Below are 26,032 nucleotides of genomic sequence, written 5' to 3'. Positions count from 1 at the left end.
TGATTAAAATTTGATGTTTTTCAGTGCATCCAGTGCGGTACTCACCCCATCAACATCACGCAGTGAAAGTGAGCTATAACCCCCGGCCATGAATGCTTTAGCCTGGGTGCGTGAGAGCCCAACATCGCGCAGGACTCGTTCAATGCTTTTTTGAGAAGGGATTTCTCCGCGGGAAAATGCGCTTTTGACATCACTTACACGCGCTTCATCGTTCGACGGAAACGTGACGAGACTGACTTCCCACAGGTCGATCTCTTTGAGAAGGAACACGCCCTTAACACGGTCGTACTCCCAGTCTTTCAGCATGTAACCAATAGAAAGGCCGGTTAAAGAACCGGCCTTCATGTGGGCGTGTGCGCGTTTCGAAAGGGGATCGTCATCAATGAGTAACCGGCCTTTAACATAAAGGCCAACCTCATCCTCTTTCATCTCCGTGTAAATACCGATGGGTTCATCCATACGGTGCTGCCAGAGTAATGCAGGGAGAGCATTCTTTTCTTTCCATGCCTGAAGGGAGGCCGAAAAAGCGCCTGGCACGACAACATCATCGTAGCTGTCCTTTACGCCAAAAACAGAGCCATAACCTTCAAACTCCCCGCTGTCGCTGACAGACTTTAGCTGTAGCGGAATATCCAGCCGCTGTTTAGTCATCGGCATTATGTTGTTCCTCAGTTATTTTGTTCTTGCTGCTGTCTGACGGCTTCGTCGTCATGTTCATTGGCGTAAGGTAAATATCTCCGCCTGCGCGTGGGTTAAGTTCTTCAAGTTCCCGGCAGTCATTTGGTGAGTAAATACCCCAGTTAATGCCTGTTGAATACGCCTCAAATCGCGACTTCATATCCCCGCGCAGCAGTGCGCCGGCATTGAATTTTGCGTAGTACACACCCTGCTTTGATTCCTTCACCAGCCCGATGTTGATTCGCTGCTCAATGCGGGTCATGTACGGAACGAGTGAATAATTGATAAACCCCATGCCGAGGTTTTCAATATTGTTAAACGTCGAGCGGTCAGTGTTCTGCACCATGTGCATCGGCACCCGGAACAGGCGGCATATTTCCTCCAGCTGGAATTTCCTGGTCTCAAGGAACTGACTGTCTTCCGCATTGAGCGCCATCGACTTCCAGTCCAGTCCCATTTCGAGAATCATTGGTCGGTGCGCATTGCTCAGCCCGAGATGTCGATCCTCAAAATCTTTTTTCAGCCTTGTATAAGCAGCGTCAGTGAGCGTTTGTTCAGTGCGGAGTACACCGGAGGTAACCGCGCCATTTGAGAACAACCGCGCCCCATGTTCCTCTGTTGCCATTCCCAGAGATATTGCTTCTCTTGCATAGGCTATAGGGTTCAGCCCCACCAGCCCGTCAAAGGTAAGCGTTCTGACATGCCAGATATCATCCTGCCCAAGCACATCTGTTGAGCCATCGGGGAATGTTACCTGGTAAACCGGCTGCCACTGGCTGTTAAGCTTTGGTTCAACACACCCAGGATCAATGGGTAGAAGCTCCACCACCTCGCCAAGCGCTTTAACTTTGTAGGCGTAAAAATTACCGCGAAGACAAAGACAGACAATGACCAGTTCCCAGAACTCCTGGGGGGTCATGTAATCATTTGGCTTCATCGTCAGTAATTTATGCAGCCTTTCGGAAGTCGCTTTTTGTTTGCTGTTTCCGGTTATCTTGTACAGGTTACAGGGCAGCATGCCCATCGACTCAGCAAGAACCCTGATACAACCGAAAACCGCTGTAAGCCGCATGGCTTTCTGGCTGCTTACCCTTTTCCCTGTATAGGTGTCGTAAGTCATTCCCACTGCTTCAGCGAGTTCTGCCGGAGTAGTGACAGGGGCGTCACTTTTTTTGAACATTCCGGGGAAAAACATCAGTCAGTCCCTCCTCGCAATGTTTTCCCGGCCAGCGAAAGCGTGCGGGAAACCAGCCATGACCAGATAAGGCAAAGCATACCCGCACTGATTAAGCCTCCTGGCGGATAAATCATCCATACACCAAACGAAAGCAAAATAGCGCCCATCACCCCGATCAACGGGGCGAGAATCATCAGGATCATAACTGCCTCTTTATAATGAACGGACGCCGTAACTTTCCAGATGGTCAGAGAGGCTGTCCTGTTGTTCGCCGCCGTTTACAAGCATGCGGCTCATTGCAGTAAACAAGGCGGCAGGCCCGTCTATTTTCGCTTCTGGCGTGGATTTGTTCGGAAAGATATTGTCGTTTTTGTCAGGCTTGACGGTGACGTTAGACATCATCCAGTTCATAACCGGATGATTGCTGTGATGAAAACGCCCGCCATAAACCAGAGACTCCACCTCTTTCATTGACTCAGAAAAGTTTCTGACCGTCTGCGGAACCTCCACCAGCGGAACGCCCTCTTCTGCCAGAGCCAGGCTAAACTGCGTTGCGCTCCACGGGTCGAATCCGGTTTCCTTCAGGTTTTCGCCGCTAATCCACTCCAGAAAATCAGCCTTAATCTGCGCATGATCGATAACATCACCATCGGTCAGTTCCAGCTTCCCAAGCTCAGCCCATTTGCGATACATCTGCGCCATTTGAGCGGAACATTTTTCCAGCCGCCCTTCGGGTAACCAGAATTTAAAGTCTGCATGCGCATGACCGTTGTCTGCCCGCCAGAGTTTTACTGCTGCGCAAATATCAATCTTGTGGGCCAGATCCACGCCAGCCCACATCGGGTAGGTTTTCAGTTCATGACGGGGGGCTATGAACTCACATTTTTCCCACTTAATCATATCCATCCAGGCTGACTCAGCGGTCACCCAGATATTCATGTGTTTGGTGAAAAAGTTAACCCTGGCGGAAACCTGTTCTTTGGCCTTCTTAGCCAGACGGCGAAGGTCATCCCAGCGCTTACAGATACCGAGTCCGGGGTTAGCCTTTTGCCAGACCGTTTCATCAAACGGATCATCATCCTTATCCAGCGTGAAGATAATGGCGAAAAAGGTATCATCCTTAACCGCGCCTTCCACTTCGCTGTTATAGCCACGCAGCACCTTAATGGCATAATCGCGCAGCTCGTAACAAATCCCTTCTTTGTTAAAACCCGCTGTCGTTATGCCAAACAGCAGAGACTGCAATCGTGCGCCGGTTGCAGTTTCCAGAACGTCCCAGACATCACGGGTTTTATGCGCATGAAGTTCGTCGACGATGCCACAATGGATATTGAGACCATCCAGATTGTTGGCATCAGAAGAAAGCGGCTCAAACTTTGATGCTGTCTGCTCCTGGTAGATCGCCAGTTTATTGAACTCAAACAGTCGCCCCAGTGTGGGTTTCGCTTTTTTAACCATGTTTTTCGCATCTTCAAAAACGATGCGAGCCTGATCCCGCGTTGTCGCTGCGGAATAAACCTCTGCCCCGCCCTCACCATCGGCGCCAGCCATATAGAGACCAACGCCAGAGGATAATGTCGACTTGGCGTTTTTACGGGCTACCTCGTTATATGCCGTGCGAAACCTGCGGACCATCACAGGACGGCTACTGCCATCATTACGCAGCACAATTTCGCCTGTTTCTTCATTTACCAGGGGGATAACAAAACCGAAGATGTTGATCAGAATGAAAACATGCCAGTCCATCAGCTCAATCGGCTGGCCTGCCAGTGCTCCTTTAACATGGGGCACGAATTTATAGAAATTGAGGATATGTTGTGCGCGGGGCTCGCTGAAATAGATGCCACGTTCTTCACCGTGCTTCAGATCATCAAGAAATCGCTGACAGGAAAGACGGACAAATTCACAGGCGATAACTTCCCCGGCAACGACGCGTTCGGCATAACGTATGCCATCAGAAACTTTAGCCATCAGTCCCTCGAATTAAGAAATTGACTTAACAGATCATCATCGTCTGGTTTGTCTTTACTGACCTTAGACCTGCTGGAAGGAGTCATACCAAACTCCGCTAACATCGCGCGAAGTCGCTTCCAGGCATCAGCTTTCATCATGGCTGCCGGATGCGGCTTGATCATGCGTATTTCACGCTCTTTCCCTTCATCAGCATCATCATCGCTGTATACCGCATAGGTATAACCTTCCCGATCCAGCGTTTCACAATGATGGCGGTATTCCGTATATGCCTCTACCAGCAACTCCAGAGCCCTGGCATCCAGCTGAGATATGACGCCAATGGCATCAAGTTCTTCGGCCATCCGCTTAAACCAGTACTTCCCCTGCTTGTCGAAATGCTTGGGAACTGGGGGGACCCCTTTAGGTGGCTGCGGCTCGTTATTGTTGATCGGTCGTTTGGATGGGTTACCCCTCACCAAACGCAGATGGGTAGGGGTTTTCGGCGGTCCTGACATAATCGAAAACTCCTATTAATCATCAGCTGGGGGACCCCAAAAAAAGTTTTCTAACCTGCGGCGATGTGAAGAAAGGCTAGGCGGCGGTCCTTTGGGCCTTTGCCCACAGGGATTTGACCTCCCCCTCCCCTTCTCGCCTGTTGATAATAATCACTATCATTTGAAGCGCTCGCGCCCTGTTTTCGAGCGGTGGCAGGGCCAGCACAGACTTTCGAGGTTCGAATCATCATCGGTACCCCCATGTGCCTTAGCTTTGATGTGGTCAACGGTCGTGGCCGCAACAGCGCGACCAGTGCGCAGGCAGTTCTGACACAGATGGTTGTCACGCTTCAGGATGCGGGCGCGTTTGATGTCCCACTTGCTACCGTAGCCACGTTCATGGCGACTCTTGCCCTGCTGGTGCTGTTGCCAGCCCTCATTACGGTGCTGCTCGCAGTATCCAGAACGGTCCGTGGTAGTACCGGGACAACCTCTCTTGCGACATGCGCGAGGGATTAGTGCTGGCATCGTTCAATCCTCACGGAACCATATAACGACTGCCGTTTCACTTCACCGTTCTCTGTCGTCATATAACCACGCTCATCGGGAACAGCTGCGATTACTTCTCCCTTCTCATCATCAGCAGTGAAGACATGCTTAACCTCTACACCGTCGAGATAAACGGCGTATCGTTCCTGAGCGAGATTAATTTTTCTGCCGGGATCGTCATCTAATACAGTGAGGCGCATATAACCTCCATAGGCTATCGCCAAAAGCGCTGCCAAATAATTCCACCAACTAAGCATTCATTGTGAATAGCTTTGCGAATTGTTTTTTCCAGTTCATCCATTGCTTTCTTGTCTGCTGCCATTTGCTTTGCGACATCCAGCGCCGCACATTCAGCAGCATTTTTCAGCGAGTTACCAAGCACCGCTTCGAGATTGGTATCGACGCCAGAGTTAACTTCGAATTTGTCGGCGCTGATGGTTACCTGGTTCTGTGCCGGTTCATCACTGCGAGCACCAAAATTGATGTTGTAGATATTGGTCACCGGCTGAGGCTTTTCTAATTCGGCAGCGCGGATAGAACCACCAGCGATATTGGCTTCCTTGATGAATACCTCACCGTTCTTCACAACAAATGGTGAGGTATCAATCTCAACGCCAAGCGTCATCGAAGTGCAATATTGCTGCTTACCAAAACGCGTATTGACCAGATGTTCAACGGCAAATTTCTGACCTTCTGACGTCAGAAAGGTAAAGTGATTTTCTTTCTGGTATTCGGTTGCTGTGTGTCTGGTTTCAGCAAAACCAAGCTCGCGCAATTCGGCTGTGCCAGATTTAGAAGGCAGATCACCAGACAGCAACGCGCCACGGAAAAACAGCGCATAAAGCACTTCATTAGCAGCGCCAGATAGCGTAATAATTTTGTTACTCATGGTATTTTTCCTTTTACATGTGGATGTGTGATACGCATAAAAAAGCCTCGCAATTGCGAGGCCTGGGGTTATTTGTATCGCGACCCACTACCTGTGAATGACAAACAGAGATTTACATTTAGGGCAAAGTAACGCCTGTTGTTGGCGTACTTTCGTGGTCGAGTGTGTGGATTTATGTCCGCATATCGGGCACATGACAGTCGTATTGGCTGCAAGCCCAACACGCTGCATTGCATAATCGAAAAATGACATGGTGGTTAACCTTTCAATGAATGGGGCTTATTATACCATGCATAGTTCAATTATTAATCAATCATCATCGCATGCTTGATGCCATTTAGCTTTGTCGCAGGCACTCAGTGAATGCCTGCTGTAATGCTATTGCCGTTCCTGTTCGATCCGGCGTATTCCTGCCAGTTGGTTATTCGCTTTTTCAATAGCAGCCAGCAACGGCTTAATCCATAGAACAGCCTGGCAATATGTCAGGGTGCTGGCGGTAGTGGCGTTATCACTGGCTGCGTCAGCGCTCCCGGAATCGGTGTGCATTGCCCCGGTACGTAAACGGTTCGCGTAGTCGAGCAACCCACCAGCGACATCAGCAGGAACAGGCAGGTCACAAGTTTTTTCACGTCGAAGAATCTCCCGGTATTCGATGACAGTCTTTTCGGTACCTGCATCGATCAACGAATTAAGGCGGCTGGCATTCTCAGCCACCTGATTGAAGCGGTTGAAGTTGAAAGCCTGCACCGCGATAACCCGTCCCTGTAGCGCGTTATCATGCTCCAGAACTCGCTTATCGCTTTGCGCTGTGCTCAGGTCAGCCTGGCTGTGTGCCAGCAGAACACCGAGAATAGCGACAGCGCCAACGACAATAACCACCGCGATAATTACCAGCCACCAGCGCCATGACGTTTTCAGTGATGCGAGTAGAGCTTCAATCATGATTCTTTCACCGAACTGGTGCCATTCATCAACGGTAACATGCGGCTATCCCTCGGCTCGTTAACCGGCCAACGATAACCCGTCACGCGGGAACGTGAGAATGCACGAATATTGATAGCATCTGACTGATTACCACCCAATACCATCAGGTCACCATTTTGCTGCTGTCCGACCACAAATCCGACATGGCCGCCGCCGTCTCGTGTGAATACAACAATGCAGCCGTAAGCAGGCTCCTTAAGTTCGACGCCCCAGGACAGGTAGGATTTAGCAGACTCGAACCGGGTTGATCTAATTCCGACTCTTTCAAGCATGGATCCGACATAGGCTGCACACCAGGGCGTTTCATCATCTTTAATTCCACCTCGTTTAATGTCCTTCCAGAACTGGAGGATTAACGGATTGTGTCGCGGGCCTTTAATTTCCATCTGCCCCATGTATTTACGGGCTTCCACCAGCCAGCGCGGTTCATTGCTGATTGTCATCGTTCACCCCTGCCCTTTTTCTGAGTGCGCTGATAGCGATCTCGCGCAGTTTGTCCACGCCAACGAATCCAATCACACCACCGACGAACGGTGATATCGATACAGGAAGGCCAACCACATCAAGCGCGCTGGTGATGCATAAAGAAAGGGCGCCACAAAGGACGCCCTCAAGCCATTTATTTTTTCGTGTTGCACCGTCATATATCAGACGACCATAGGCAATGAGTCCGGCCATTGACGCCCCCAGAATCTGGGGCCACGCATTTTTGAGTCCGGTCAAAGCCGCAGCCCAGAATTCAGGGTTCTTGTCATTCATTTTCATAGCCTCACCTCGCATAGTTAGCGGGTGCTGTGTGTGATGAAAGGGTCAGGCTTCACGGGCTGGATTTATCAACAAAGCACGTAGCGGATGATTCCCGTGAGCCTGAATACGAAAAAGGCCACGCAAATGCGCAGCCTATAACCAGAAATCAATATTGTCTTTACATCAATTTTTCTTAAGGTTAAATTCTTCTGACAAGTTGATGAAAGACAACTTGAATATTAGCTATTTGTTCTCTGTTATGCCCGCAACCCAATGCGGGCTTTTTTTCGCCCTGCTAAAAGTTCCACCGTTGTGAGCCTTTTTGCTATGCAATAATGGATGCGTGGTGCCGGGTGTCTCCCGGTGATCCTTTGGCTGACAACCCATGCCTCACGAACATTTCACAACGGGATATAGAAAAGGCCATGCATTTGCATAGCCCTGAAAGATGTTTATGCTTTATTAATTCGCTGGAATATCTGGCATGGCGCGATCCATAGAAGAGCTAATTAACGCCTTAATAGCGTTGCATACCTGATAAAATCCACCCAGCTGAGATGAGACAGAAAAACGGGAGACGTCGTCTCCTGAGCCTACTTCAGCATAAAATGATGAGTTCTCATACCAGAGTGAGATGCTTACGCCCTGCCTGTAGCCACCTGTTAGCGGAGAATCATCAAGAGTGGTTGCAATCACGAAATTCAAGTGGTAACGGCTGTCCATATTGAGTTGGGGGATTAAGACAGGAAAGAACTTCCCCTCCTCCTCCCAAATACCAATGTCCACATAAGGCCATCTTGTTCCGTCAGAACCAGTCCACTCACGAGATGTAAGATCAAGAGAACCTGAATACTCTCGTAGTAGTTCGCTCGCCTTCTCCTGAAGTTTATCCTGTAACTTCCATTGCGCCTCGACCAGTTTAGTGCGTTTTTCTTTCAGATCCTTAAATGTTAATTCCATGCCACTCTCCAGACAACTTTTGAAAGGAATCTGCATAGTAACTCACCCTGAAAGCACATGGTTATATTTCACTTACACTGAGTGCGAAAAGCAAAAACCCCGCCGAATGGCAGGGTTCCAATGATTAGGCTGTGTGTCGAAGTGACGCTCATTACGCTGCTAAACTGTGCTGTTCTTCAATCAGCGGCTGGCGATGATTGCGATCAAATACACCCTTTAGCGCCTCTTTGCGCTGCTCAAAGTGCCAGCCCATGCCAATGAAAACTGTATTGGCCCGCTGCAACTCAGTTACGCAGTGGATCTGCTCCGGCGTCAGGTAGTCACGGATGTTCTCTTTTTTGTCGAGGTCGTGGTAAACACGAAATTTTGCCGCCGTCATACCGAGCGCAATGCGGTTAATCAAATCGGCTTCGTTGCTGAAGTGGTAAGGCTTGATTTCTTTACCCTGCACTTCACGCTCATGCTTAATGGCATCGCTCATCGGGCGATATTCCAGACGGGCGGTGTTGCGATCCATTTTTTTGCCCGCCAGAGCGCCACGCATGCGGAAGAACTCAGCAACCAGTTTCTTTTTGAACTTGCGGACAACATCGTTATTACGCATGTAGGTGATCAGTAGAGTGGTTTGCTGTTCATTCAGTAGCGCCACTCGACGCTTTTGAAGACCACCGTCAGTTTGAATGGTTCGGATTTCAAATCCGACCCTTCCAAATTCTTCAAGATCAGCCTTGTTACGGTCCACTAACTTAATGACGGTGTCATGATCACGCCCAACCCCGTCAGCAATAGCGACAGTGCTGGTTACAAGGTCGAGTTTTTTAATTTCAACTAATTGCATGGCGTTTACCTTACTTTGAGATGAACCTTTGCCGCACAGGAAATCAGCCCGTCGAGGCTCGCCAGCGCTAACCGACTTCCTCAAAGGCTCATTTCAAATGGATTGGTTCGACGTGATGGATGCGCGGGCGGTGCGCAGGAAATGCGGATACAAAAAAACCCGCAACGTGGCGGGCTTTTCGAGGTTAATTATCTACAGGCGTTATACTCCATAATCAGAAGCATACAGGACAGTTTTATGCAAAGTCAACATTAACGTGCAAAAAAATGTCGCCATTTGCTCCGATCATATTAATAAGTTGTTGCCTTCTCGAATTCTACAGCTGCGTGACTCTCCCCCTGCCGCAGTGTATCCACCAGCATTTCATAGAAGGGTTTCCAGTTGCGTGACCATGAGGATTGATGGAGGTCAGGGAGACGTTTCAGAATGGCACGGTGTACCGTCGCCGAGGAGATAGCAGAGAAGCCATTACCAGAGCAACGTTCGCACGTTTTGAAAACCGGTGCGCCGCGGTCTTTAGTCGCTTTGCGGTCCAACACTTCGCCTTTACCGCCACACCTGCACCGGGCAAGGATCACTTTCTTTCCTCCGCATGTTCCGCAAACCCTATTCACCAGCTCATTTTTAATCTTCGGGGCCACTACTTCGGCACCGTCGGCGTCGAAAATGCCAGGATGTTTAACCACATCCTCATTCCCGGAGATGAACCCTGTACCACTGCAACTGTGACACGTCACGCTGGTTGCCGCGGAACGGGAGTATTCAGCAAAGGCAAATTGCGCCAGCGTCAGCATGCACCATCCCAACTCACCACCGGCTGCTTTGCGCACATTCTTTGGTGCTGTCTCCATTGCGTGGCGGGCCAGCGCCTGAACCGCAAGTTGCTCATCGCTTTTGCTGATCCCGGTTTTACCAAAGAAAGCTGCCAGACCGAATCTCGCGCGGCTGCTGGTGGTGCCAATCGCCGCCATTACATCTGTTCCTGTAAGGCGGTCCGGAGAGGTTCCTTTCACGTCGTCGCTGATGTGCATTCCCTGAGGGCTGAAATGTTTGAGTGCCGCTTCCAGTTTCATTGAATGGTTTCCCCCTTTTCAGCAGTGCCAAACCAGCCAGGGTGCGCCCACTGGACATCAGTCACTTTACCGCCGTTACCCCACAGCGTCAGAACACGCATAGCAACGTAGTGCATAAGGATTTTTTCATGCTCTCGCCACTCATCATCAGGAGTGTCTTCAACAAATTCAGCGATGGCGTCAGCAATAAGACCGAAACACTCAGGGAAATCACTATGACCGATTGCGATGTCTTTTGCCGTTTCCTGAAGCTCCAAAAAGCGCTGCTTGGTAAAGAGATACGACATTTCTCTAATTAGGCGATCCATTTTAATACCTCGTTGCGTTGGTAGCTTCCCACTCAATATCAAGTTCACTTTGCTGTTTGCCGGCCAAGTAATTGAAGGGCCCTTTATCACCCTCGATAAACTGGTGTGAGCGGGAATCAAAGTTGGCCCCTATGTCTCCGATCCAGCCTTCCCCTTCACGTTGTTTCAACAGGCGGATCATCGAGGCGGGCATTTGGATAGCAGTCTGTTCGTCCTTATCAAGACTCTCATACCCCATTCTTTCAGCCTTGCGCTGCGCCAGTTCGCGGGGGATATTACGCCAGACGGCCATAACGTTGTCGGGCATGTCGGTTAAAGCGCCAGTGCCTTTAACATCCATCTTTCCTGTTGGTGCAGCTTCGTTTGTTTTTCTGGCATGCGTTACCAGCAGAACGTGGCAATTGTGCTCGTTTTTGAAGTCGCATAAGGTATCGATAAATTCTTTCTGACCGCCGTAGTCCTCTTCATCGAGTCCGCACTTTGCCAGGTTATCGATAACGAAAAGATCGATTCCATAGCGGCGTCTGGCATAGGCAAATATTTCCAACAGTCGATCGGCCTTGGCTGTTCCGGTGAGTTTGAACACCCACAGACGATCGGAAAACCATTCGTTCGTCATAACGATTTCTTCGCGTTTCGGTGATGCGGTACAGATAGTCTGCCGCGTCAGACGGGCCAACATTTTCCCTGGCTTCAGTTCCAGAGAGGCGATGCACGTCCGAATCCCCTGATTCATAGCAGCAACTGCGATATGGCCAACCAGTTCGGTCTTGCCGTGACCATTCACGCCATTTACCAGCGTCAGTTCTCCGGCGCGAAATTTGAAATTGTAATTCAGCGAGGTCCATGGGCTGGTGAACAAGCCAACATCGCGATGCTCAAACGCTTCAATGGTTTCCTGAAGTAAATCACCTGCCGAGCACAGTTCATCTGGATCGAAAAATTTAGCGCGTTCCATGTGCTCCAGGATGGACTCACTGTCCATGCCGCTCATCAGGCAATCGTTGATATCCTTGTGCGGGAGTTCAACCAGGCGGCAGCGATGCTCGCCAAGTCGTCTGGCAATTTCCTTTGCAGCTTCACGGCCGACATCGTCGTTATCCAGGCAAAGCCAGATCTCCTGAAAGCGATCCAGATTGTGGTACTCATATTCAATCCACTGCTGTTTGGCACCCTTGCCGCCGCCAAAGGGAACAGAAAGCGCGTCGTAACCAAGCTGCGTGAAAGTCATACAGTCAATCTCGCCTTCGCACAGAACAACCAGACGCGTGGATTTGTCCAGGGCCTGCCAACCAAAGAGACATGGCTCGCAATCCGCCTCAGCCATAATTATCTTTTTGCCGTTTGGTCTTTCAGTACCTATGCGTTTTACTTGCAGCAGTTCGCCATTCCGGATGTACGGGAATGCCACGGCGGGTACTTCTCGATTTTCTTCGTGATACCAGACCACCGCATCAGACACACGGAACAGATCCGCCGTCTCGCGGGTGATTCCTCGCGTAGCCAGGTAGTCGTAACAATTGCTCGCTTTTTTGACGCCCTTCTTCGTCGGCCTGGAGAATGTTTTTTTCTTTGCCTCGAAATGGTGATCGTCGTCTTTCAGGCCGAGAAATTCTTTTGCCTCACGCATCGCATCATGCAACTGGCAGTTGCGCACCAGTACCCACAAATCCAGAAGATCACCACTATCACCGCTGGCGAAGTCTGCCCACGTTTTTTTGCCACCAATGTTAATTTTGAGGCTCTTTCCGGCGTCACCGTTGGTATTACCAACACACCACTCTTTGCCTTCCAGATGACCTTTTGGCAGCAGGTACTTTGCAACCCTTTCGGCGTTGTCCCATAATTTTTCTGAAAGTTCGGCGGGCGTCATGCTCACTCACTCCGTAAATCAAATTTAACAAAACACCATGTCACGAATTCCTCGCTCAGAACGCCGTGGTTATAACCTGCAATCAGCACGCTCTTGAGGAATGGTTTCATTGGCGATACCCACCGCGCTTCATGCGCTCGATAGCGGCCTGGCTGATAAATACCTCAGCCGAACCGTCACTTGGTTTGGCGAACCAGGAAGCCCCTGTCCCACCGACGGCGTTTGCGCTTGCGGATATCTGAGGAGCTACATTTGGTTTTTCATCGTTCCACCGCTCTCCGTTCAGGTATGACGCTGGCAGGAGTTTGTCGAACCCCATTTGCTGTGCTTTCACTCGTAGGCTGATATCTTCAGCCAGCATAACGGCGAAGTTATCAGGTGTACCTCGGTTCGCTTTTTTCCAGTCGCGATATTTGGTCCTGAACGCTGACTTAGCCTTGACCTTGGCATCCTTCCTCAGACCTGCCCCCCAAAAAATATTTTCGAAAGCGACATCGACTGGATCTGGGCCTTCAGCATCATATGATTCTGAATCAGGCTTTCCCTGTGCAGGTTTACCTTTCGACTCGTCAGGTTTATCGCCATCAGTCCGATTCGAATCGGACAAATTAGTTTGATCTTGTTCTTTCTCCTGCTCCTGTTCCTGCTTCTGGCTTGCATGCCCCTTCGAAGCCCCTTCAATTTCCTCCGGGATCTGAACCTCACTACTACGGGAAAAAGTCATATTGAATTGTTTGGAATATTTCTCGTAAAACTCTGAAAGAAATAGGTTATCCGATACTTTGTTGTATTCGTTCTGTACTCCAGTACAGCGCTTGTCTCCGGGTTTCAGCGCCTCGCCGATTTGATGCGTTGCCATTTCGATGACCCACACCATCTCTGAATGCTCGTCGTACTTACAAAACCCGGCTTTAATGGCGCTATTAAGCCCCTTCTTAGCCCCTTCCATGGTTAATCCAGTCTCATGAGACAGGAACGCAAGGGGCATGTAATAAAGACCGATCATATTGGCGTGCGGACTGGTAAGCAGATACAACGCCACAAGCTGAGACTCTGGCCCAGCCTGACGCAGCTCTTTGCCTGTTCTGCCAATCCAGAAGTGAGGAGACACCTTTCCGTAATCACGCATTTTGCGCCTCCGAGACCTTCGTAAAATATTGTTGGAACTTCCAGACAGGCTGCATGCATTCATGCGGATAATTCTGCCTGGTGAAATACACCTGCTGCTTATCCCGATTCCAGCCGGTGACATGCACAATCACACCGCGCGGATCGCGATAATCGATATCCAATGGCTTAATTTGGTTTTCGGTAGTGATTGAGTGCGACATATCACACCTCATTGCCCGGGTGTGGGAAAAGAGTCGGCAAATCAGGACGCAGTTCATGAGGCTTAACAACTCCATTAACTGCGTTTGAGACTGCTACTGCATGGACAGGAGAAACTTTCTTGATCCCCCTGACCCACTTCCAGACCGCTCCTTGCGTAACGCCAACCTTTTTAGCAAGCGAACTTTGCCCACCAGCAACGTACACGGCTTTCGCCATTGGGGATTCAAAAACCTCATCAGTCATAACAAAGCCCTTAGTATTAATATTAAAGATATAAAATAATACCAAAGGAATAATTAATCAAGTATTATCCGCTTGCCATGGTTAATCCTGTGGTATTAAATATGCACAGAAATCGGAGATACTTAGATGAACACACTTGCAGAAAGACTAAGGCTGGCGATGGCTCATGCCGGGGCTACACAAAGTCAATTAGCGCATAGGGTTGGGGTAAGCCAGGGGGCCATACAAAAACTAACCTCAGGAAAAGCTCAGTCCAGCGGAAAAATCGTGGATATAGCCAAAGCGTTGGATGTAGATCCAATATGGTTAAGCACTGGTGAAGGCACCATGGGGCCCGCAAAAACTCCAGAACAAAGGATGTTTGGTATAGATCCATGGGATAAGCAAACGCCGCTTGAGGATGATGAGGTAGAGGTGCCTTACTTGAAGGATATCGAGTTCGCATGTGGAGATGGCAGCGCTCTTAATGATGATTACAATGGCAAAAAACTTAGGTTTTCCAAAGCAACATTGCGAAAGGTGGGAGCTAATAGTGATGGTGATGGCGTTCTATGCTTTGCTGCACACGGGAATAGCATGGAGCCAGTGATCGCTGATGGCTCTACTGTTGCTATAAACTGCCATGACAAGCGTATCGTTGATGGTAAAATTTACGGCATCAACCAAGGTGGATGGAAAAGGTTAAAAATCCTCTACAGATCTGGGCCAGACAAGGTGACAATCAGAAGCTATAACTCTGATGAATACCCTGACGAAGAAGTAGACATGGATAGTCTTGAGGTTTTAGGAAGGCTGTTTTGGGTATCAACAATCTTCTGATCCGCTACCAAAAAAGCACCAAGCCGACCATAGTGTCGGCTTTTTTATTACTAAAATAATCTTCAATAACAAATACATAAGAAATCTATTATTCTTTTTGTATTAATACCATTGACCTTCAATTAATACTTAAGTATTCTCATTTCATCGGCAAACAACGGAGCCAACGAGATGAATACAACCTCCCAACCAAACCCAGCGAGCCAGGCATTTGATATCCACGCCAAGCTTAAAGCAGCAAATTCACACTGGATTTATTTACGAGCTGCACAGCCTCATCAGAATGATTTTGATTACGAATTTAACACCACTTTTATTGATGGTTTGGAATTCGCTATCTACGAACGTGTAGATAATTATTTTGTTCTGGTTGATTTCTTCAAGTCATATGAAGAAGCATGTGATGATGCTAAAAAAATCATAGATGACCATCCTGATATTAAAAAAATGTTTTCTGTTAGCTAACTAACCAATTAATTAACCAACTCAATTAATCAAAATTAACACCTTTTAGGGTGGGGAAAAACTCACCCTGAGGAAATGAAAATGAAAACTCCCATCGAAATACTCGAAAGTGTCGCAGCTGATATTGTGGAAAACACCTCGTTACTTGAGGTTATTTATCGTAACTACGAGCTTCAGCCAGAAGCCGATAACGCAATTGCATGCCTGATTCGTTCGATGCAGAAAACGCTGGACGGTGTTAATGAATACGTCACTATGCTGCCCACGGAAAGCATTACCCGGAACGCTTGCGCCAATAATTCATCCGCAGAGGCAAGTAAGAGATTAACATCTGGCGTGCTTAACAACTGGGCTACAGAAGCCGGAAACTGCAAAATGGCGGTTTGTAATGCGATGGACTGCATTCCGCAGGAATTATCTGCAATAGGAACTCTGACTATCGTTTTTGAAAAGCTCGACGAGCTACAAGAAGTAATCAGCAAGAAAGCTGAAAAAATAAACTCGTAATTAACAAATAAATAATCAACGCCTTAACTGGTGTGGCATCACTCACCCTGAGGAAATGAAAATGAATATTATCGTCAGAAGTGAAGTCGTGAATAACAAAGTCCATCCGGCCAATCAGGATGACGACATTCTTTACATAAACAAAGCCCACAAAACAGCAGAGTGTGCCAATAAATATGCGCATGAGCTGCGTGCTGAATTTACCCAGTTACTTATGCCAGCAATCACACGCACTGATGTGAAGGTAGCAGGAAGATTTACCTCATTACTTAATGAGCTTTGCTTCATGACCCAAATGACCATGGAGAACACCTCAAAGGGGGGGGGCAATAATGACGTTTCTGAAAGATAAAGCAGCACACAAGACAGCAAAACTTTTCGCCTCTTATGGAAATAGTTATCTGCATATTGCAAACCTTTTTCTGCGCAAGGCTTACGGGCGGTAGTGACAATGAAAAACAACACCATTGAAATTTATCGCCGCCGCATTGCTATTGCGACATTAAACCGAATGAAGCGCAAGACAGGAGGTTATTGCCTCTCCATAAATATGCCCGATGACAATATTCAGGTTATCGAGATTAATGAAGAATCAATGCTGAAACTTTTGCTGCGCTTCGAAAAACAGGCTCGGACTGAATTCAACACAGAAGCGGAAACATTTCTTCGCCAGACGTATATGAAAAGCGTCGATATCAATGGACACACCGAATATCTGACCGAAACCGGAAAGATGATTGTTGACGAGATTTTTGCGGAATTAATTAAACACGCGAAAGAGAAATACGTATGTGGAGGAATTAACTGATGGCCTCACAACAAACAATTATTCACGGAATGCAGATCCCCCCCCCAGTCCTCAACGTGGATCTGCATGTGCTTCCGGATTTCACCGGACGCGTGGTTCTTTACATCGAAAAAGGGCGTGTGACATGCGACCGCCGGCTGCTCGACGACGAACATATTTGCGCACTGGACACTTTTATCGAAATGGCCCGCGAAGCCGGGTTACGTATACAGGAGCTAACTGGTGGCACTGACAGCAATTCGAATACCTGAACGCGTACACCTGCAGGCGATGCAGGTCCTGCTGCGATACCGACGGAAGCGAGTATATGCACGACGTATGCGACGCACCGGATTTCTCAGTCTGAAGGTTAATCCGCGCTGGCGGATGCTATCGAAAGACAATGGCCGCAATTGGGAAGTAATGAGTCATGAAACGTATAACGGAGAATTAAAACGATGAGTACCAACAAAAACGACAACGTAAAGCAGCTAGTTGCCCGACTGAAAGAAATGCAGGAGCAGTCCGGTACGCACATCCCCGCGTGGATGCTCGATGAAAATCGTTACGGCAAAGGTGCTCTGACAACTGAAGAACAGCATGAATGGGCTGAAACCGTTTGTCACTCCATGCGCGGAACTGTCGCCCTGCTTTACCTGATTGAATGCGAAAAGCGCTGGGGACTTCGTGACGGTGAGTATCAGTTTAAAACCGGTGAGTTTGTTTTTGGCTTAACGCGGCAGCTTATCGAGAACCTGCTTATTGAACACGTAGAAGGCGCACTGATCGAGAAAAAACCGCAGGAGCGATATCTGGCTGTCTTCCAGTTCTACTCCGCCAACGATCAGCGCCTGAAAGAAGACGGTCATTCGTGGTTTGCAGAGTTTTTAGACGACATCTTTACGGATCTTGCCACTCGCGTTCGCGCTGGGGAAGTAACACCTGTTCAACACATTTTACACTGAGGTAAATGATGATGAAAAACCAACTTATGACCTTTAGCTCAGAAGAACTCAATTTTTCTATGAGTGGAATTCTTTATGAGGGAAAACCAGCCTTTGACGCTGTAGAACTGGCTAAATCCCTCGGTTATACGAACCCAGCAAAAGCGCTGAAAGACCACTGCAAGGCGTTGATTAAACTTGATTATAACGAATCGTTAGAATTGGGTTTTGGTGAAAAACCGCGCGGTACTCAGCTTGCTGGTCAGGCTGATTTGTTCCGGCTTATCCTGCGCAGCCAGCTTCCATCCGCTGAACGTGTGCAGGACTGGGTTTGCGAAGATGTTCTCCCATCCATCATGACAACCGGAACTTACAGTAAAGAAGCGTCAGGCGTTCAATCAACACAACAGGAAATCAGTATGAACCATGACATTCTTTCACTGGCCCGCGTAGTGGCCGAAGCAACCGCATCAGCGACGATGAAAGCAGTAATGGAAGTGAGTGGCGCCAACCTGGTTGCTGCTTCGCCTGTATCTTCCTCTCTACCACAACGGCGCATTAGTTCGACTGAATTCGTGAATACCGATGCCGAATTCGTTCCGGTACACAAAGTGTCATGGGAAACCAGTCTGTCCGATCCTTCGTGCCGTCGTCTTGTTCAGTTCGCAAACCTGCCCTCCAGACAGTTGCCGGGAGTTCGTGGGCTGTGCGTACACCGTGAATCGTTCATTCACGCATTTCAGGTGCTGCTGGAAGAATCCGTTCGCCCAAGCGGTAAACGCAAGCGCTGGCAACATCCTGAATTTGGTGGCTTCGTTCTGCGTAAGGATCCGAAAGAGATCTTCGTGGAGGTGGAGGCATGATCATCCAGTCGAAACTCATTCGCGCAGCTCTGGTATGCGCTGCAAAAAATGATGTCCGTTACTACCTGAATGGTGTGCACATCACTCCGAAATATATCGAGTCAACTAACGGGCATGTAGCACTGCGCATGGAGCACGGCATCCGGACGAAGAAAAACATCATCGTCCAGTTTGAAGGACCGGTTCCGGCGAAAGCGGAAACCACTGAACTGGTATTCAACAAAGAAGCCTTTGCCATTCACCGCGACACGTTCGAGCGTCGGATCTCGATCACTGGCATCAAACTTGTTGATGGTCGTTTTCCTGATATGGAACGCGTCATCCCGAAAAAAGTGGATTTCAGTATCAATCCGGTTATCCAGGCTGAATACCTCAGCTATCCGGAAAAGATGTTTGGTCGCGAGCGAAAGTTTATTCCCATCCAGTTACGCCCTTCCGGTGAGGCTGGAGCGGTACGCATTCAGTTCGATCCAGTGATCAACACTACATACGGTAACCCTGAGTTCGTCGTGATGCCATGCCGTGATGATGCTTTCAAAATTGTTGAGGAGCATCTGGCATGAAAATCCAATACCAGGACTACGGCGCCGTGGCGAACATCGTTATCACCAGCACGGTGTTTGAATTCCGTAAACATAACCGGGTGGTAGACGCCACGCTGATCTGCACTCCAGGAATAGTTGCAAACCGCAGTGGAATGTTCTTCATGAAGACGGTTTTGTCCGGAAAATCCCGCGATATGTTGCGAGCCCACAAGACAATCCAGCGAGAGGCGGCACGATGAGCAAAATTCAGAACCCTGTCGTGCTTATCCATAAGCGCGAAAACAGTGACACCTACGCTGTTGCGATTACCAGTGGCAGCCAGGACTATCACGACGCCGTTCTGATGGCGACGATGGAACCGGATATGACCGGCGATGATGTGGATACCTGGAGCAAAACGGGCTACTACATGGCGGCGGAGATTGAGCGAATGAGAAAAGCGGCGTCTCTTGCAATCGCCAGGCTTGATAGCGCTGATGACAGCACCGTATGGCAGGCTGTAGGGTTTGCCATGACCGCACTGGAGTGCGCCTGCAGTATCGCGCTTACTCCTGCGGGTGATGCAGGAGCACCACAAAATTGCAGGAGCAACAAAAAAGTGCAGGTGCAGGATAGACAAAGCGTCGACCATGTCGATGGAGAGTCGCGCTGCAGCATCAAGGCCGCGTCAGCACTGGATTCTTTGCCAAAAATTGCCGAGTCGCGCTGCGGCATGAATTCGACGCTGGTTAACGATAGCACCACTGGTAAACCGTTGACCATCACCCTGCCAGATATCAGTTCAAAGGCATTCTGGAGCGGTACAGGTAAGCATGAGGTATTCCATCCGGAAACCTATAAGCGGTGGGTTCAAGAGGCGATCGGGAGAGATTGCGCGATGGCAGGCATTGATGTGAAGGTGAAGTGAGGCGGGTATGGGCGATATTATCCAGTTAGCACCGAATGAGTGGGTTTGTGAAAGCGTCCTGATCGCGGTTACCGGGCTCAAGCCCGGGACCATCCTTCGGGCCAGAAAAGAGTGCTGGATGGTTGGGCGGGAATACATTCACGTTTCACCAGACGGAAACCCCAAGCCATCCAGTGAGTGCATGTACAACCGTAAAGCGGTCGATGCATGGGTCGCTTCGATGAAAAACAAACAGCCAGGGTGATTTGATGCCATGAAAAAGGTAAGCTCACTCTGCTCTTGGGCGTCTGGAGGAATCAATGGATAAAATCACCTATCCAACAGGCGTCGAAAACCACGGTGGCAGTCTGCGCATCTGGTTTAATTTTAAAGGTAAGCGCGTCAGGGAAAACCTCGGTGTCCCTGACACCGCTAAGAACAGGAAGATCGCCGGGGAACTGCGGGTGTCGGTATGCTTTGCCATCCGCACGGGAAGCTTTGATTATGCTGAACGGTTTCCAGATTCACCCAACCTTAAAATTTTTGGGTTGGGCAAGAAAGAAATCACAGTGAAAGAACTCGAAGAGAAGTGGCTGGATCTGAAAAAGATGGAAATCAGCTCGAACGCGCACAAACGGTACGAGTCGGTCGTTGCTGTTGTTGTACCGCTGATCGGGTCTAGCCGACTGGTGACAGCGATTGAGAAAGAAGAGTTGCTGTATATCAGGAAAGAGCTTTTGATGGGTTATCAGTGCGCTGTAAAGGGCAGGATCCCCGTTAAGGGCCGGAGCGCGGTCACCGTCAATTACTACATGACGACTATCGCCGGAATGTTCCAGTTCGCCGCCGATAATGGGTACATAAAGGCAAATCCCTTTGATGGAATAAAGCCATTAAAAAGAGCCAGGGTAGAGCCAGACCCGCTCAGTCGTGATGAGTTCATCCGTCTGATAGATGCATGCCGGCATCAGCAGACGAAAAACATGTGGTCACTGGCGGTGTACACAGGTGTTCGTCACGGGGAGCTGGTTTCCCTGGCATGGGAAGATATCGACCTTGAGGCAGGTACAATAACAATTCGCCGCAATTATACAAAGCTGGACGAGTTCACACTACCGAAAACTGACGCCAGTACGGATAGAGTGATACACCTCATTCAGCCAGCCATCGATGTTTTAAGGAATCAGATGGAAATGACCAGACTCGGGCAACAGCATCACATCAACGTGCAATTGCGTGAGTATGGTAGAACGGCGAAGCACCGGTGTACATTTGTCTTTAACCCTAAGATAGTCCGTCGAAGTAAGGATGTGGGGATTATCTACAAGGTGGATTCGTTTGGTGACTCATGGGACGCAGGGCTAAAAAAGGCGGGGATCAGGCATCGAAAAGCTTACCAGTCGCGCCACACTTACGCGTGCTGGTCATTATCTGCTGGTGCAAACCCAAGTTTTATTGCCAGTCAGATGGGGCATGCGAGCGCACAAATGGTGTTCAATGTTTACGGTGCATGGATGGCTGACAGCAGCGCAGAGCAGATCGCAATGCTGAATCAGAAGCTGGCAGATTTTGCCCCATTGATGCCCCATAGCCACGATAACAGTACGGGAGGATTATTAAAATCAGTAAGTTAACCCCTAACGCCCGCCACTTTAACTGTGTGGAGGGCAATACCACGCTGTACGCGCTGCCAAAAGCCGACATTGTGGCCCGCTGGCATGCGCAGACTACCGATGCGTTTCGATTTTGTTTTAAGTTTCCGGCCACCATTTCGCATCAGGCCGCGCTGCGTAATTGCGATGACCTGGTACAAGAGTTTTTCACGCGCATGTCGCCACTTGAATCACGCATTGGACAATACTGGCTGCAATTACCCGCAACTTTTGGCCCGCACGACCTGCCAGCCTTGTGGCAGTTTCTCGATGCGCTCCCCAAATCCTTTACCTACGGTGTGGAAGTTCGCCATCCGGACTTCTTTGCCAAAGGCGAAACAGAGCAACGATTCAATCGAGGCCTACATGAGCGCGGGGTAAATCGGGTGATTCTGGACAGTCGACCGGTACATGCCGCAATACCACATACTGAAGCGATACGTGACGCCCAGCGCAAGAAGCCAAAGGTTCCGGTGCATGCAGTGGTGACGGCAAACCATCCGATGGTACGCTTTATCGGCAGCGATAATATGGCACAAAACAGCGCGCTTTTTGCCGTCTGGCTGACCAAGCTGTCGCAATGGCAACAAACCACAACGCCGTATCTGTTTTTACATACCCCGGATATCGCGCAGGCCCCGGAGCTTGTCGATACCCTATGGGCAAATTTACGCAGCGCCCTGCCAGAGATCGGATCAGCGCCGTCTATTCCACAGCAATCTTCTCTTTTCTGAAAATGCCACCTATCATAGTCAATGCCATCAGCCATTTTAAAAGGGAGTTTGTATGGTAAGCGCGCTTTATGCCGTATTGGGTGCGTTATTGTTAATTAAGTTCTCCTTTGACGTCGTTCGCCTGCGCATGCAATACCGCGTTGCATATGGTGACGGAGGTTTTAGCGAACTACAAAGCGCTATCCGCATTCACGGTAATGCGGTGGAATATATTCCCGTCGCATTGGTGCTGCTGTTATTTATGGAAATGAACGGCGCTGAAACGTGGATGGTGCATATTTGCGGGCTGATTTTGATTGCCGGACGACTGATGCATTATTACGGATTCCACCACCGGCTTTTCCGCTGGCGACGTTCAGGCATGAGCGCGACCTGGTGTTCGCTGTTGCTAATGGTGCTGGCGAATCTTTGGTATATGCCCTGGGAGTTGGTTTTCTCCCTGCATTAGCGCACAATACGCCACTTTATTTTTCCCGGATTTTTACGTTATGTCTCACCGCGACACGCTTTTTTCTGCGCCTATCGCCAGTCTGGGTGACTGGACCTTTGATGAACGGGTAGCTGAAGTCTTCCCGGATATGATCCAGCGATCCGTTCCTGGCTATTCCAATATCATTTCTATGATTGGGATGTTGGCCGAACGTTTCGTACAGCCCAACACACAGGTCTACGATCTGGGCTGTTCTCTGGGCGCGGCGACGCTCTCGGTGCGTCGCAATATTCATCACGAGAATTGCAAAATTATTGCCGTTGATAACTCCCCAGCCATGGTTGAGCGCTGCCGCCGTCATATTGACGCCTATAAAGCGCCGACACCGGTTGACGTTGTCGAAGGCGATATTCGCAACATTACTATCGAAAACGCCTCGATGGTGGTGCTGAATTTTACCCTGCAATTCCTTGAGCCACCTGAGCGCCAGGCATTGTTGGATAAGATTTATCAGGGGCTGAACCCCGGCGGCGCGCTGGTACTGTCTGAAAAATTCAGTTTCGAAGACGCTAACGTTGGCGAACTGCTGTTCAACATGCACCACGATTTCAAACGGGCAAATGGCTATAGCGAGCTGGAAATCAGTCAAAAGCGCAGCATGCTGGAGAACGTGATGCTGACCGACTCGGTCGAAACGCACAAAGCGAGACTGCATCAGGCGGGCTTTGAACACAGCGAATTGTGGTTCCAGTGCTTTAACTTTGGTTCTCTGGTGGCACTGAAAGCTGAGGTTAGCGCATGATCGACTTTGGTAACTTTTATCAACTGATTGCCAAAAATCACCTTTCCCATTGGCTGGAAACGCTCCCGGCGCAAATCGCGACCTGGCAGCGCGATCAGCACGGCTTGTTTAAGCAGTGGTCAAATGCGGTCGAGTTTCTGCCCGAGCTGACGCCGCATCGCCTGGACTTACTGCATAGCGTTACCGCCGAAAGCGATGAGCCGCTCAGCGACGGTCAGCTCAAACGTATCGACACCCTGATGCGTAACTTGATGCCATGGCGTAAAGGGCCGTACTCGTTGTACGGCGTCAATATAGATACCGAGTGGCGCTCGGACTGGAAATGGGATCGCGTTCTGCCGCACTTGTCTGACCTCACCGGGCGCACCATTCTTGATGTCGGCTGCGGGAGTGGATATCACATGTGGCGCATGATTGGCTCGGGGGCGCATCTGGCAGTTGGTATCGATCCTACCCAGCTGTTTCTGTGCCAGTTTGAGGCAGTACGTAAACTGCTGGGCAATGACCAGCGCGCTCACCTGCTGCCGCTGGGTATTGAGCAGCTTCCGGCGCTCAACGCCTTTGATACCGTATTCTCCATGGGAGTGCTTTATCACCGCCGTTCACCGCTGGAACACCTGTGGCAGTTGAAGGATCAGTTGGTGAAAGATGGCGAACTGGTACTGGAAACGCTGGTCGTCGAAGGTGATGAAAATACCGTACTGGTACCGGGCGATCGCTACGCGCAGATGCGTAACGTTTACTTTATTCCTTCTGCGTTGGCGTTAAAAAACTGGCTGGAAAAATGTGGGTTTGTTGATGTGCGCATCGCTGATGTCTGCGTCACCACCACCGAAGAGCAGCGCCGCACCGAGTGGATGATAACCGAATCACTGGCCGACTTCCTCGACCCGAACGATCACAGCAAAACGGTGGAAGGCTACCCGGCCCCATTACGCGCGGTATTGATTGCACGTAAGCCGTAATCATTTTTGCCTGATAGCACTCTTTCTGCAAAATAGTTCAACTTGCAGCAAGGCAGACAGCTCCGTTGCGGCTTGAAATATGCAGGATAAAAAAAGGCCCCTGTTGAAATTGCAGGGGCCTGGTACGAGCAAGCATCATATTGGGCGACATGATGCAACGGTAAAAATCAGCTGGCCTGGTGGTGTGCAATGATTGCTTTCATTTCCGCAACCGCCGCCCCGTCTACTGCATAGCGTGAATACTCATCCGCCTGTGCATCCGAAGACATCGACAACCCCGAATTGCGATAACGCATGGGGGAAGCCAGCCATACTCCGGCAGAACTGTGGACTTCCTGCACTCCAGCATCAAGGAACAGGGACAAATTCGAGGCGCGAACCCCCGCTCCGGCCATAATGATTGGAGCATCCCCCTGCGCAATAAGTTCCATAATTTTTGTTAAACCTTGCGCCGCATCTGATTTTTGCCCGGAAGTCAGCACTCTGGCGATGCCCAAATCAGCTAATTTTTTTAGCGCATTGAGTGGGTTAGCGCACATGTCAAAGGCCCGATGAAAAGTGACGTGCAGCGGTCCCGCCGCGATCATTATTTTCTCCATGCGCGGCATATCGACATCACCCTCTGCATCTAAAATGCCGGTTACCAACCCTGAGAACCCCAGATCTCTTACCATTGCAATATCATCCAGCATTGCAGCGAATTCACCGTCGGTGTAACAAAAGTCGCCCCCGCGCGGGCGAATAATGGGATTGACCGGAATCGAGATATACTGGCGAACCGAGCGCAAGACGCCCAGGGACGGCGTTAAGCCCCCTTCTTTGGGCGCCGAGCAAAGCTCAATGCGATCCGCGCCGTTTTGCTGCGCCGTGCGCGCGCACTCCATGCTGTAACAGCAGATTTCCAGTAATGCCATACTCACTCCTGACGTTCGCTTGCCACAATGGCTTCAATCGACCACGGATGGAATTTTATCGTCACGCTGCCATCGCTGACCGCCAGCGTTGGATTCGGTAAACGTTCGCGCTCGCCTTTTGGCGAACTGGTTTTTACAAATATGCCCGGCTGGCTCAGCCCGTGATCTGAAAGCAGCGCCAGCGCTCGTGCATTCAGCGTCTCCACCTCACCCGGCAGAACAATTTCAACATGCTCCCAGCCCTCATGCGGATAACGCTTTTCGCCCGGCCACGGCAGTTCTACGATAGTAAATTGCCAGTGTTGCACACAAACTGGCTCATCGAGCTTGAACAAGCAAATCGGTCGGCCATTGATGATATTTTCTGACAGCAATTCGCCGCACTGTTCAAACCCACGACGCCAGCGCTCTGCGGTGGTATTTTGATGACAACGCAGAGAAATGTGATCGGCTTCAAGCGATGAGATATCCAGCCCAAGGCGAGTGGAAAGATCCATTAACGCCTGAATGAAATGCGGTAAATCTGCGGAAATATCATGCAGTTCTGCAACTGTTTGCCAGTTCGCCATAATGAAAGCTCATATCCATATTCAAAGCCGCTAATTTACCCTGTTGCGCAGC

At 49.7% G+C, this 26,032-nt stretch carries 38 protein-coding genes and 1 pseudogene; 17 read left to right on the top strand and 22 right to left on the bottom strand.

All coding sequences use genetic code 11. The annotated features are described in order from the left end of the window. Positions 1–3 precede the first annotated feature (3 nt). The 20 genes from HV345_RS10275 to HV345_RS10185 form a co-directional block, all read right to left on the bottom strand. Positions 4–657: an HK97 family phage prohead protease gene (locus tag HV345_RS10275; RefSeq protein ID WP_181636587.1), complete on the bottom strand. Its 654-nt coding sequence runs from the start codon at positions 655–657 to the stop codon at positions 4–6. Continuing rightward, positions 644–1,873 carry a phage portal protein gene (locus HV345_RS10270; RefSeq protein ID WP_048217949.1) on the bottom strand — a complete coding sequence of 410 codons (1,230 nt, stop codon included), beginning with the start codon at positions 1,871–1,873 and terminating at the stop codon, positions 644–646. Before HV345_RS10270 ends, HV345_RS10275 begins: the two co-directional genes overlap by 14 nt. Next, complete coding sequence (locus HV345_RS10265; RefSeq protein WP_008323320.1) at positions 1,873–2,058, bottom strand: hypothetical protein; 186 nt, start codon at positions 2,056–2,058, stop codon at positions 1,873–1,875. The genes HV345_RS10270 and HV345_RS10265 overlap by 1 nt, the downstream gene beginning before the upstream one ends. Positions 2,059–2,068: 10 nt before the next feature. Then, entirely contained in the window at positions 2,069–3,826 is a 1,758-nt protein-coding gene (locus tag HV345_RS10260) for a terminase large subunit (RefSeq protein WP_136397983.1), read from the bottom strand. Then, complete coding sequence (locus tag HV345_RS10255) at positions 3,826–4,323, bottom strand: phage terminase small subunit P27 family (protein WP_136397982.1); 498 nt, start codon at positions 4,321–4,323, stop codon at positions 3,826–3,828. Before HV345_RS10255 ends, HV345_RS10260 begins: the two co-directional genes overlap by 1 nt. A 156-nt stretch (positions 4,324–4,479) precedes the next feature. After that, positions 4,480–4,830, bottom strand: coding sequence for an HNH endonuclease (locus HV345_RS10250; RefSeq protein WP_048217952.1), 351 nt, complete (start codon positions 4,828–4,830; stop codon positions 4,480–4,482). Next, positions 4,818–5,051, bottom strand: a complete 234-nt coding sequence (locus HV345_RS10245; protein ID WP_181636586.1) for a hypothetical protein — start codon at positions 5,049–5,051, stop codon at positions 4,818–4,820. The genes HV345_RS10250 and HV345_RS10245 overlap by 13 nt, the downstream gene beginning before the upstream one ends. 14 nt (positions 5,052–5,065) lie before the next feature. Beyond that, positions 5,066–5,740: a Fur-regulated protein gene (locus tag HV345_RS10240; protein ID WP_181636585.1), complete on the bottom strand. Its 675-nt coding sequence runs from the start codon at positions 5,738–5,740 to the stop codon at positions 5,066–5,068. Between the two features lie 87 nt (positions 5,741–5,827). Beyond that, on the bottom strand, positions 5,828–5,935 hold the full coding sequence (locus HV345_RS26675; RefSeq protein WP_249414899.1) for a YnfU family zinc-binding protein: 108 nt from the start codon (positions 5,933–5,935) through the stop codon (positions 5,828–5,830). Positions 5,936–6,118: 183 nt separating this feature from the next. Continuing rightward, on the bottom strand, positions 6,119–6,682 hold the full coding sequence (locus tag HV345_RS10235) for a hypothetical protein (RefSeq protein ID WP_080398151.1): 564 nt from the start codon (positions 6,680–6,682) through the stop codon (positions 6,119–6,121). Continuing rightward, a complete protein-coding gene (locus HV345_RS10230) occupies positions 6,679–7,167 on the bottom strand; it encodes a TIGR02594 family protein (protein ID WP_058671174.1) in 489 nt (162 codons plus the stop codon). The genes HV345_RS10235 and HV345_RS10230 overlap by 4 nt, the downstream gene beginning before the upstream one ends. After that, a complete protein-coding gene (locus tag HV345_RS10225) occupies positions 7,151–7,483 on the bottom strand; it encodes a phage holin, lambda family (RefSeq protein WP_097476815.1) in 333 nt (110 codons plus the stop codon). The genes HV345_RS10230 and HV345_RS10225 overlap by 17 nt, the downstream gene beginning before the upstream one ends. 450 nt (positions 7,484–7,933) lie before the next feature. Beyond that, on the bottom strand, positions 7,934–8,431 hold the full coding sequence (locus tag HV345_RS10220) for a hypothetical protein (protein WP_000423994.1): 498 nt from the start codon (positions 8,429–8,431) through the stop codon (positions 7,934–7,936). 151 nt (positions 8,432–8,582) lie between these two features. Then, positions 8,583–9,269 carry a Rha family transcriptional regulator gene (locus tag HV345_RS10215; protein ID WP_088902168.1) on the bottom strand — a complete coding sequence of 229 codons (687 nt, stop codon included), beginning with the start codon at positions 9,267–9,269 and terminating at the stop codon, positions 8,583–8,585. Between the two features lie 290 nt (positions 9,270–9,559). Next, positions 9,560–10,342, bottom strand: coding sequence for an antitermination protein (locus HV345_RS10210; protein ID WP_181636584.1), 783 nt, complete (start codon positions 10,340–10,342; stop codon positions 9,560–9,562). After that, positions 10,339–10,650, bottom strand: a complete 312-nt coding sequence (locus HV345_RS10205; protein ID WP_181636583.1) for a hypothetical protein — start codon at positions 10,648–10,650, stop codon at positions 10,339–10,341. Before HV345_RS10205 ends, HV345_RS10210 begins: the two co-directional genes overlap by 4 nt. A gap of 1 nt (position 10,651) precedes the next feature. Next, on the bottom strand, positions 10,652–12,523 hold the full coding sequence (locus HV345_RS10200) for a toprim domain-containing protein (RefSeq protein ID WP_181636582.1): 1,872 nt from the start codon (positions 12,521–12,523) through the stop codon (positions 10,652–10,654). A gap of 106 nt (positions 12,524–12,629) precedes the next feature. After that, positions 12,630–13,652 carry a hypothetical protein gene (locus HV345_RS10195; protein WP_181636581.1) on the bottom strand — a complete coding sequence of 341 codons (1,023 nt, stop codon included), beginning with the start codon at positions 13,650–13,652 and terminating at the stop codon, positions 12,630–12,632. Then, complete coding sequence (locus HV345_RS10190; protein ID WP_023306765.1) at positions 13,645–13,854, bottom strand: DUF4222 domain-containing protein; 210 nt, start codon at positions 13,852–13,854, stop codon at positions 13,645–13,647. Before HV345_RS10190 ends, HV345_RS10195 begins: the two co-directional genes overlap by 8 nt. Before the next feature lies 1 nt (position 13,855). Continuing rightward, positions 13,856–14,098 carry a YdaS family helix-turn-helix protein gene (locus HV345_RS10185; RefSeq protein ID WP_023296238.1) on the bottom strand — a complete coding sequence of 81 codons (243 nt, stop codon included), beginning with the start codon at positions 14,096–14,098 and terminating at the stop codon, positions 13,856–13,858. A 126-nt stretch (positions 14,099–14,224) separates the two neighbouring features. On the opposite strand from HV345_RS10185, the gene HV345_RS10180 reads away from it, so the two are divergent. From HV345_RS10180 to cmoB, 17 genes and pseudogenes are all read left to right on the top strand, one after another. Further along, positions 14,225–14,917 (top strand): helix-turn-helix transcriptional regulator, encoded by a 693-nt coding sequence (locus HV345_RS10180; protein ID WP_023296237.1) that lies wholly within the window; start codon positions 14,225–14,227, stop codon positions 14,915–14,917. Between the two features lie 171 nt (positions 14,918–15,088). Next, positions 15,089–15,382: a hypothetical protein gene (locus HV345_RS10175; protein ID WP_032610623.1), complete on the top strand. Its 294-nt coding sequence runs from the start codon at positions 15,089–15,091 to the stop codon at positions 15,380–15,382. 81 nt (positions 15,383–15,463) lie between these two features. Then, positions 15,464–15,889, top strand: a complete 426-nt coding sequence (locus tag HV345_RS10170; RefSeq protein WP_181636713.1) for a hypothetical protein — start codon at positions 15,464–15,466, stop codon at positions 15,887–15,889. Positions 15,890–15,950: 61 nt separating this feature from the next. After that, on the top strand, positions 15,951–16,241 hold the full coding sequence (locus HV345_RS10165; RefSeq protein ID WP_181636580.1) for a hypothetical protein: 291 nt from the start codon (positions 15,951–15,953) through the stop codon (positions 16,239–16,241). Between the two features lie 99 nt (positions 16,242–16,340). Then, complete coding sequence (locus tag HV345_RS10160; protein ID WP_059444892.1) at positions 16,341–16,697, top strand: hypothetical protein; 357 nt, start codon at positions 16,341–16,343, stop codon at positions 16,695–16,697. Next, entirely contained in the window at positions 16,697–16,948 is a 252-nt protein-coding gene (locus HV345_RS10155; RefSeq protein WP_181636579.1) for a hypothetical protein, read from the top strand. The genes HV345_RS10160 and HV345_RS10155 overlap by 1 nt, the downstream gene beginning before the upstream one ends. Before the next feature lie 186 nt (positions 16,949–17,134). Then, complete coding sequence (locus HV345_RS10150) at positions 17,135–17,641, top strand: hypothetical protein (RefSeq protein ID WP_103856819.1); 507 nt, start codon at positions 17,135–17,137, stop codon at positions 17,639–17,641. 59 nt (positions 17,642–17,700) lie between these two features. Continuing rightward, positions 17,701–18,483: a Bro-N domain-containing protein gene (locus tag HV345_RS10145; RefSeq protein ID WP_233626062.1), complete on the top strand. Its 783-nt coding sequence runs from the start codon at positions 17,701–17,703 to the stop codon at positions 18,481–18,483. Continuing rightward, a complete protein-coding gene (locus HV345_RS10140; RefSeq protein WP_094542914.1) occupies positions 18,480–19,046 on the top strand; it encodes a hypothetical protein in 567 nt (188 codons plus the stop codon). The genes HV345_RS10145 and HV345_RS10140 overlap by 4 nt, the downstream gene beginning before the upstream one ends. Then, entirely contained in the window at positions 19,043–19,267 is a 225-nt protein-coding gene (locus HV345_RS10135; RefSeq protein WP_024262723.1) for a hypothetical protein, read from the top strand. The genes HV345_RS10140 and HV345_RS10135 overlap by 4 nt, the downstream gene beginning before the upstream one ends. Before the next feature lie 497 nt (positions 19,268–19,764). Continuing rightward, positions 19,765–19,935 (top strand): annotated as a pseudogene (locus HV345_RS26395) (ATPase); the annotation flags it as partial. Between the two features lie 7 nt (positions 19,936–19,942). Beyond that, positions 19,943–20,179, top strand: coding sequence for an excisionase family protein (locus tag HV345_RS10125; protein ID WP_181636577.1), 237 nt, complete (start codon positions 19,943–19,945; stop codon positions 20,177–20,179). 55 nt (positions 20,180–20,234) lie between these two features. Next, positions 20,235–21,548, top strand: coding sequence for a site-specific integrase (locus HV345_RS10120; protein WP_181636576.1), 1,314 nt, complete (start codon positions 20,235–20,237; stop codon positions 21,546–21,548). Then, positions 21,527–22,300 carry a DUF72 domain-containing protein gene (locus tag HV345_RS10115; protein ID WP_181636694.1) on the top strand — a complete coding sequence of 258 codons (774 nt, stop codon included), beginning with the start codon at positions 21,527–21,529 and terminating at the stop codon, positions 22,298–22,300. The genes HV345_RS10120 and HV345_RS10115 overlap by 22 nt, the downstream gene beginning before the upstream one ends. 52 nt (positions 22,301–22,352) lie before the next feature. Beyond that, positions 22,353–22,748, top strand: coding sequence for an MAPEG family protein (locus tag HV345_RS10110; RefSeq protein WP_016153418.1), 396 nt, complete (start codon positions 22,353–22,355; stop codon positions 22,746–22,748). Positions 22,749–22,788: 40 nt separating this feature from the next. Next, positions 22,789–23,532, top strand: coding sequence for a carboxy-S-adenosyl-L-methionine synthase CmoA (gene cmoA / locus HV345_RS10105; protein WP_016153419.1), 744 nt, complete (start codon positions 22,789–22,791; stop codon positions 23,530–23,532). After that, positions 23,529–24,497 carry a tRNA 5-methoxyuridine(34)/uridine 5-oxyacetic acid(34) synthase CmoB gene (gene cmoB, locus HV345_RS10100; RefSeq protein WP_181636575.1) on the top strand — a complete coding sequence of 323 codons (969 nt, stop codon included), beginning with the start codon at positions 23,529–23,531 and terminating at the stop codon, positions 24,495–24,497. Before cmoA ends, cmoB begins: the two co-directional genes overlap by 4 nt. A 167-nt stretch (positions 24,498–24,664) precedes the next feature. Here cmoB and cutC read toward each other — a convergent pair whose 3' ends face one another. Together cutC and HV345_RS10090 are read right to left on the bottom strand one after the other, a co-directional pair. Continuing rightward, on the bottom strand, positions 24,665–25,411 hold the full coding sequence (cutC, locus tag HV345_RS10095) for a copper homeostasis protein CutC (RefSeq protein ID WP_053389058.1): 747 nt from the start codon (positions 25,409–25,411) through the stop codon (positions 24,665–24,667). Between the two features lie 2 nt (positions 25,412–25,413). Then, positions 25,414–25,980, bottom strand: a complete 567-nt coding sequence (locus HV345_RS10090; protein ID WP_181636574.1) for a VOC family protein — start codon at positions 25,978–25,980, stop codon at positions 25,414–25,416. Positions 25,981–26,032: the final 52 nt, after the last annotated feature.

It is taken from the genome of Citrobacter sp. RHBSTW-00986 (genome assembly GCF_013783065.1).
Taxonomy (GTDB): Bacteria; Pseudomonadota; Gammaproteobacteria; order Enterobacterales; family Enterobacteriaceae; genus Citrobacter; species Citrobacter braakii.
The sequence above is the reverse complement of the archived record's forward strand: the minus strand, read 5'-3'. Positions and strand labels throughout refer to the sequence as shown.

Coding starts and splice junctions, on each gene's coding strand:
- HV345_RS10275 (WP_181636587.1), bottom strand. CDS start 657: ATGCCGATGACTAAACAGCGGCTGGATATTCCGCTACAGCTAAAGTCT.
- HV345_RS10270 (WP_048217949.1), bottom strand. CDS start 1,873: ATGTTTTTCCCCGGAATGTTCAAAAAAAGTGACGCCCCTGTCACTACT.
- HV345_RS10265 (WP_008323320.1), bottom strand. CDS start 2,058: ATGATCCTGATGATTCTCGCCCCGTTGATCGGGGTGATGGGCGCTATT.
- HV345_RS10260 (WP_136397983.1), bottom strand. CDS start 3,826: ATGGCTAAAGTTTCTGATGGCATACGTTATGCCGAACGCGTCGTTGCC.
- HV345_RS10255 (WP_136397982.1), bottom strand. CDS start 4,323: ATGTCAGGACCGCCGAAAACCCCTACCCATCTGCGTTTGGTGAGGGGT.
- HV345_RS10250 (WP_048217952.1), bottom strand. CDS start 4,830: ATGCCAGCACTAATCCCTCGCGCATGTCGCAAGAGAGGTTGTCCCGGT.
- HV345_RS10245 (WP_181636586.1), bottom strand. CDS start 5,051: ATGCGCCTCACTGTATTAGATGACGATCCCGGCAGAAAAATTAATCTC.
- HV345_RS10240 (WP_181636585.1), bottom strand. CDS start 5,740: ATGAGTAACAAAATTATTACGCTATCTGGCGCTGCTAATGAAGTGCTT.
- HV345_RS26675 (WP_249414899.1), bottom strand. CDS start 5,935: ATGTGCCCGATATGCGGACATAAATCCACACACTCGACCACGAAAGTA.
- HV345_RS10235 (WP_080398151.1), bottom strand. CDS start 6,682: ATGATTGAAGCTCTACTCGCATCACTGAAAACGTCATGGCGCTGGTGG.
- HV345_RS10230 (WP_058671174.1), bottom strand. CDS start 7,167: ATGACAATCAGCAATGAACCGCGCTGGCTGGTGGAAGCCCGTAAATAC.
- HV345_RS10225 (WP_097476815.1), bottom strand. CDS start 7,483: ATGAATGACAAGAACCCTGAATTCTGGGCTGCGGCTTTGACCGGACTC.
- HV345_RS10220 (WP_000423994.1), bottom strand. CDS start 8,431: ATGGAATTAACATTTAAGGATCTGAAAGAAAAACGCACTAAACTGGTC.
- HV345_RS10215 (WP_088902168.1), bottom strand. CDS start 9,269: ATGCAATTAGTTGAAATTAAAAAACTCGACCTTGTAACCAGCACTGTC.
- HV345_RS10210 (WP_181636584.1), bottom strand. CDS start 10,342: ATGAAACTGGAAGCGGCACTCAAACATTTCAGCCCTCAGGGAATGCAC.
- HV345_RS10205 (WP_181636583.1), bottom strand. CDS start 10,650: ATGGATCGCCTAATTAGAGAAATGTCGTATCTCTTTACCAAGCAGCGC.
- HV345_RS10200 (WP_181636582.1), bottom strand. CDS start 12,523: ATGACGCCCGCCGAACTTTCAGAAAAATTATGGGACAACGCCGAAAGG.
- HV345_RS10195 (WP_181636581.1), bottom strand. CDS start 13,652: ATGCGTGATTACGGAAAGGTGTCTCCTCACTTCTGGATTGGCAGAACA.
- HV345_RS10190 (WP_023306765.1), bottom strand. CDS start 13,854: ATGTCGCACTCAATCACTACCGAAAACCAAATTAAGCCATTGGATATC.
- HV345_RS10185 (WP_023296238.1), bottom strand. CDS start 14,098: ATGACTGATGAGGTTTTTGAATCCCCAATGGCGAAAGCCGTGTACGTT.
- HV345_RS10180 (WP_023296237.1), top strand. CDS start 14,225: ATGAACACACTTGCAGAAAGACTAAGGCTGGCGATGGCTCATGCCGGG.
- HV345_RS10175 (WP_032610623.1), top strand. CDS start 15,089: ATGAATACAACCTCCCAACCAAACCCAGCGAGCCAGGCATTTGATATC.
- HV345_RS10170 (WP_181636713.1), top strand. CDS start 15,464: ATGAAAACTCCCATCGAAATACTCGAAAGTGTCGCAGCTGATATTGTG.
- HV345_RS10165 (WP_181636580.1), top strand. CDS start 15,951: ATGAATATTATCGTCAGAAGTGAAGTCGTGAATAACAAAGTCCATCCG.
- HV345_RS10160 (WP_059444892.1), top strand. CDS start 16,341: ATGAAAAACAACACCATTGAAATTTATCGCCGCCGCATTGCTATTGCG.
- HV345_RS10155 (WP_181636579.1), top strand. CDS start 16,697: ATGGCCTCACAACAAACAATTATTCACGGAATGCAGATCCCCCCCCCA.
- HV345_RS10150 (WP_103856819.1), top strand. CDS start 17,135: ATGAGTACCAACAAAAACGACAACGTAAAGCAGCTAGTTGCCCGACTG.
- HV345_RS10145 (WP_233626062.1), top strand. CDS start 17,701: ATGAGTGGAATTCTTTATGAGGGAAAACCAGCCTTTGACGCTGTAGAA.
- HV345_RS10140 (WP_094542914.1), top strand. CDS start 18,480: ATGATCATCCAGTCGAAACTCATTCGCGCAGCTCTGGTATGCGCTGCA.
- HV345_RS10135 (WP_024262723.1), top strand. CDS start 19,043: ATGAAAATCCAATACCAGGACTACGGCGCCGTGGCGAACATCGTTATC.
- HV345_RS10125 (WP_181636577.1), top strand. CDS start 19,943: ATGGGCGATATTATCCAGTTAGCACCGAATGAGTGGGTTTGTGAAAGC.
- HV345_RS10120 (WP_181636576.1), top strand. CDS start 20,235: ATGGATAAAATCACCTATCCAACAGGCGTCGAAAACCACGGTGGCAGT.
- HV345_RS10110 (WP_016153418.1), top strand. CDS start 22,353: ATGGTAAGCGCGCTTTATGCCGTATTGGGTGCGTTATTGTTAATTAAG.
- cmoA (WP_016153419.1), top strand. CDS start 22,789: ATGTCTCACCGCGACACGCTTTTTTCTGCGCCTATCGCCAGTCTGGGT.
- cmoB (WP_181636575.1), top strand. CDS start 23,529: ATGATCGACTTTGGTAACTTTTATCAACTGATTGCCAAAAATCACCTT.
- cutC (WP_053389058.1), bottom strand. CDS start 25,411: ATGGCATTACTGGAAATCTGCTGTTACAGCATGGAGTGCGCGCGCACG.
- HV345_RS10090 (WP_181636574.1), bottom strand. CDS start 25,980: ATGGCGAACTGGCAAACAGTTGCAGAACTGCATGATATTTCCGCAGAT.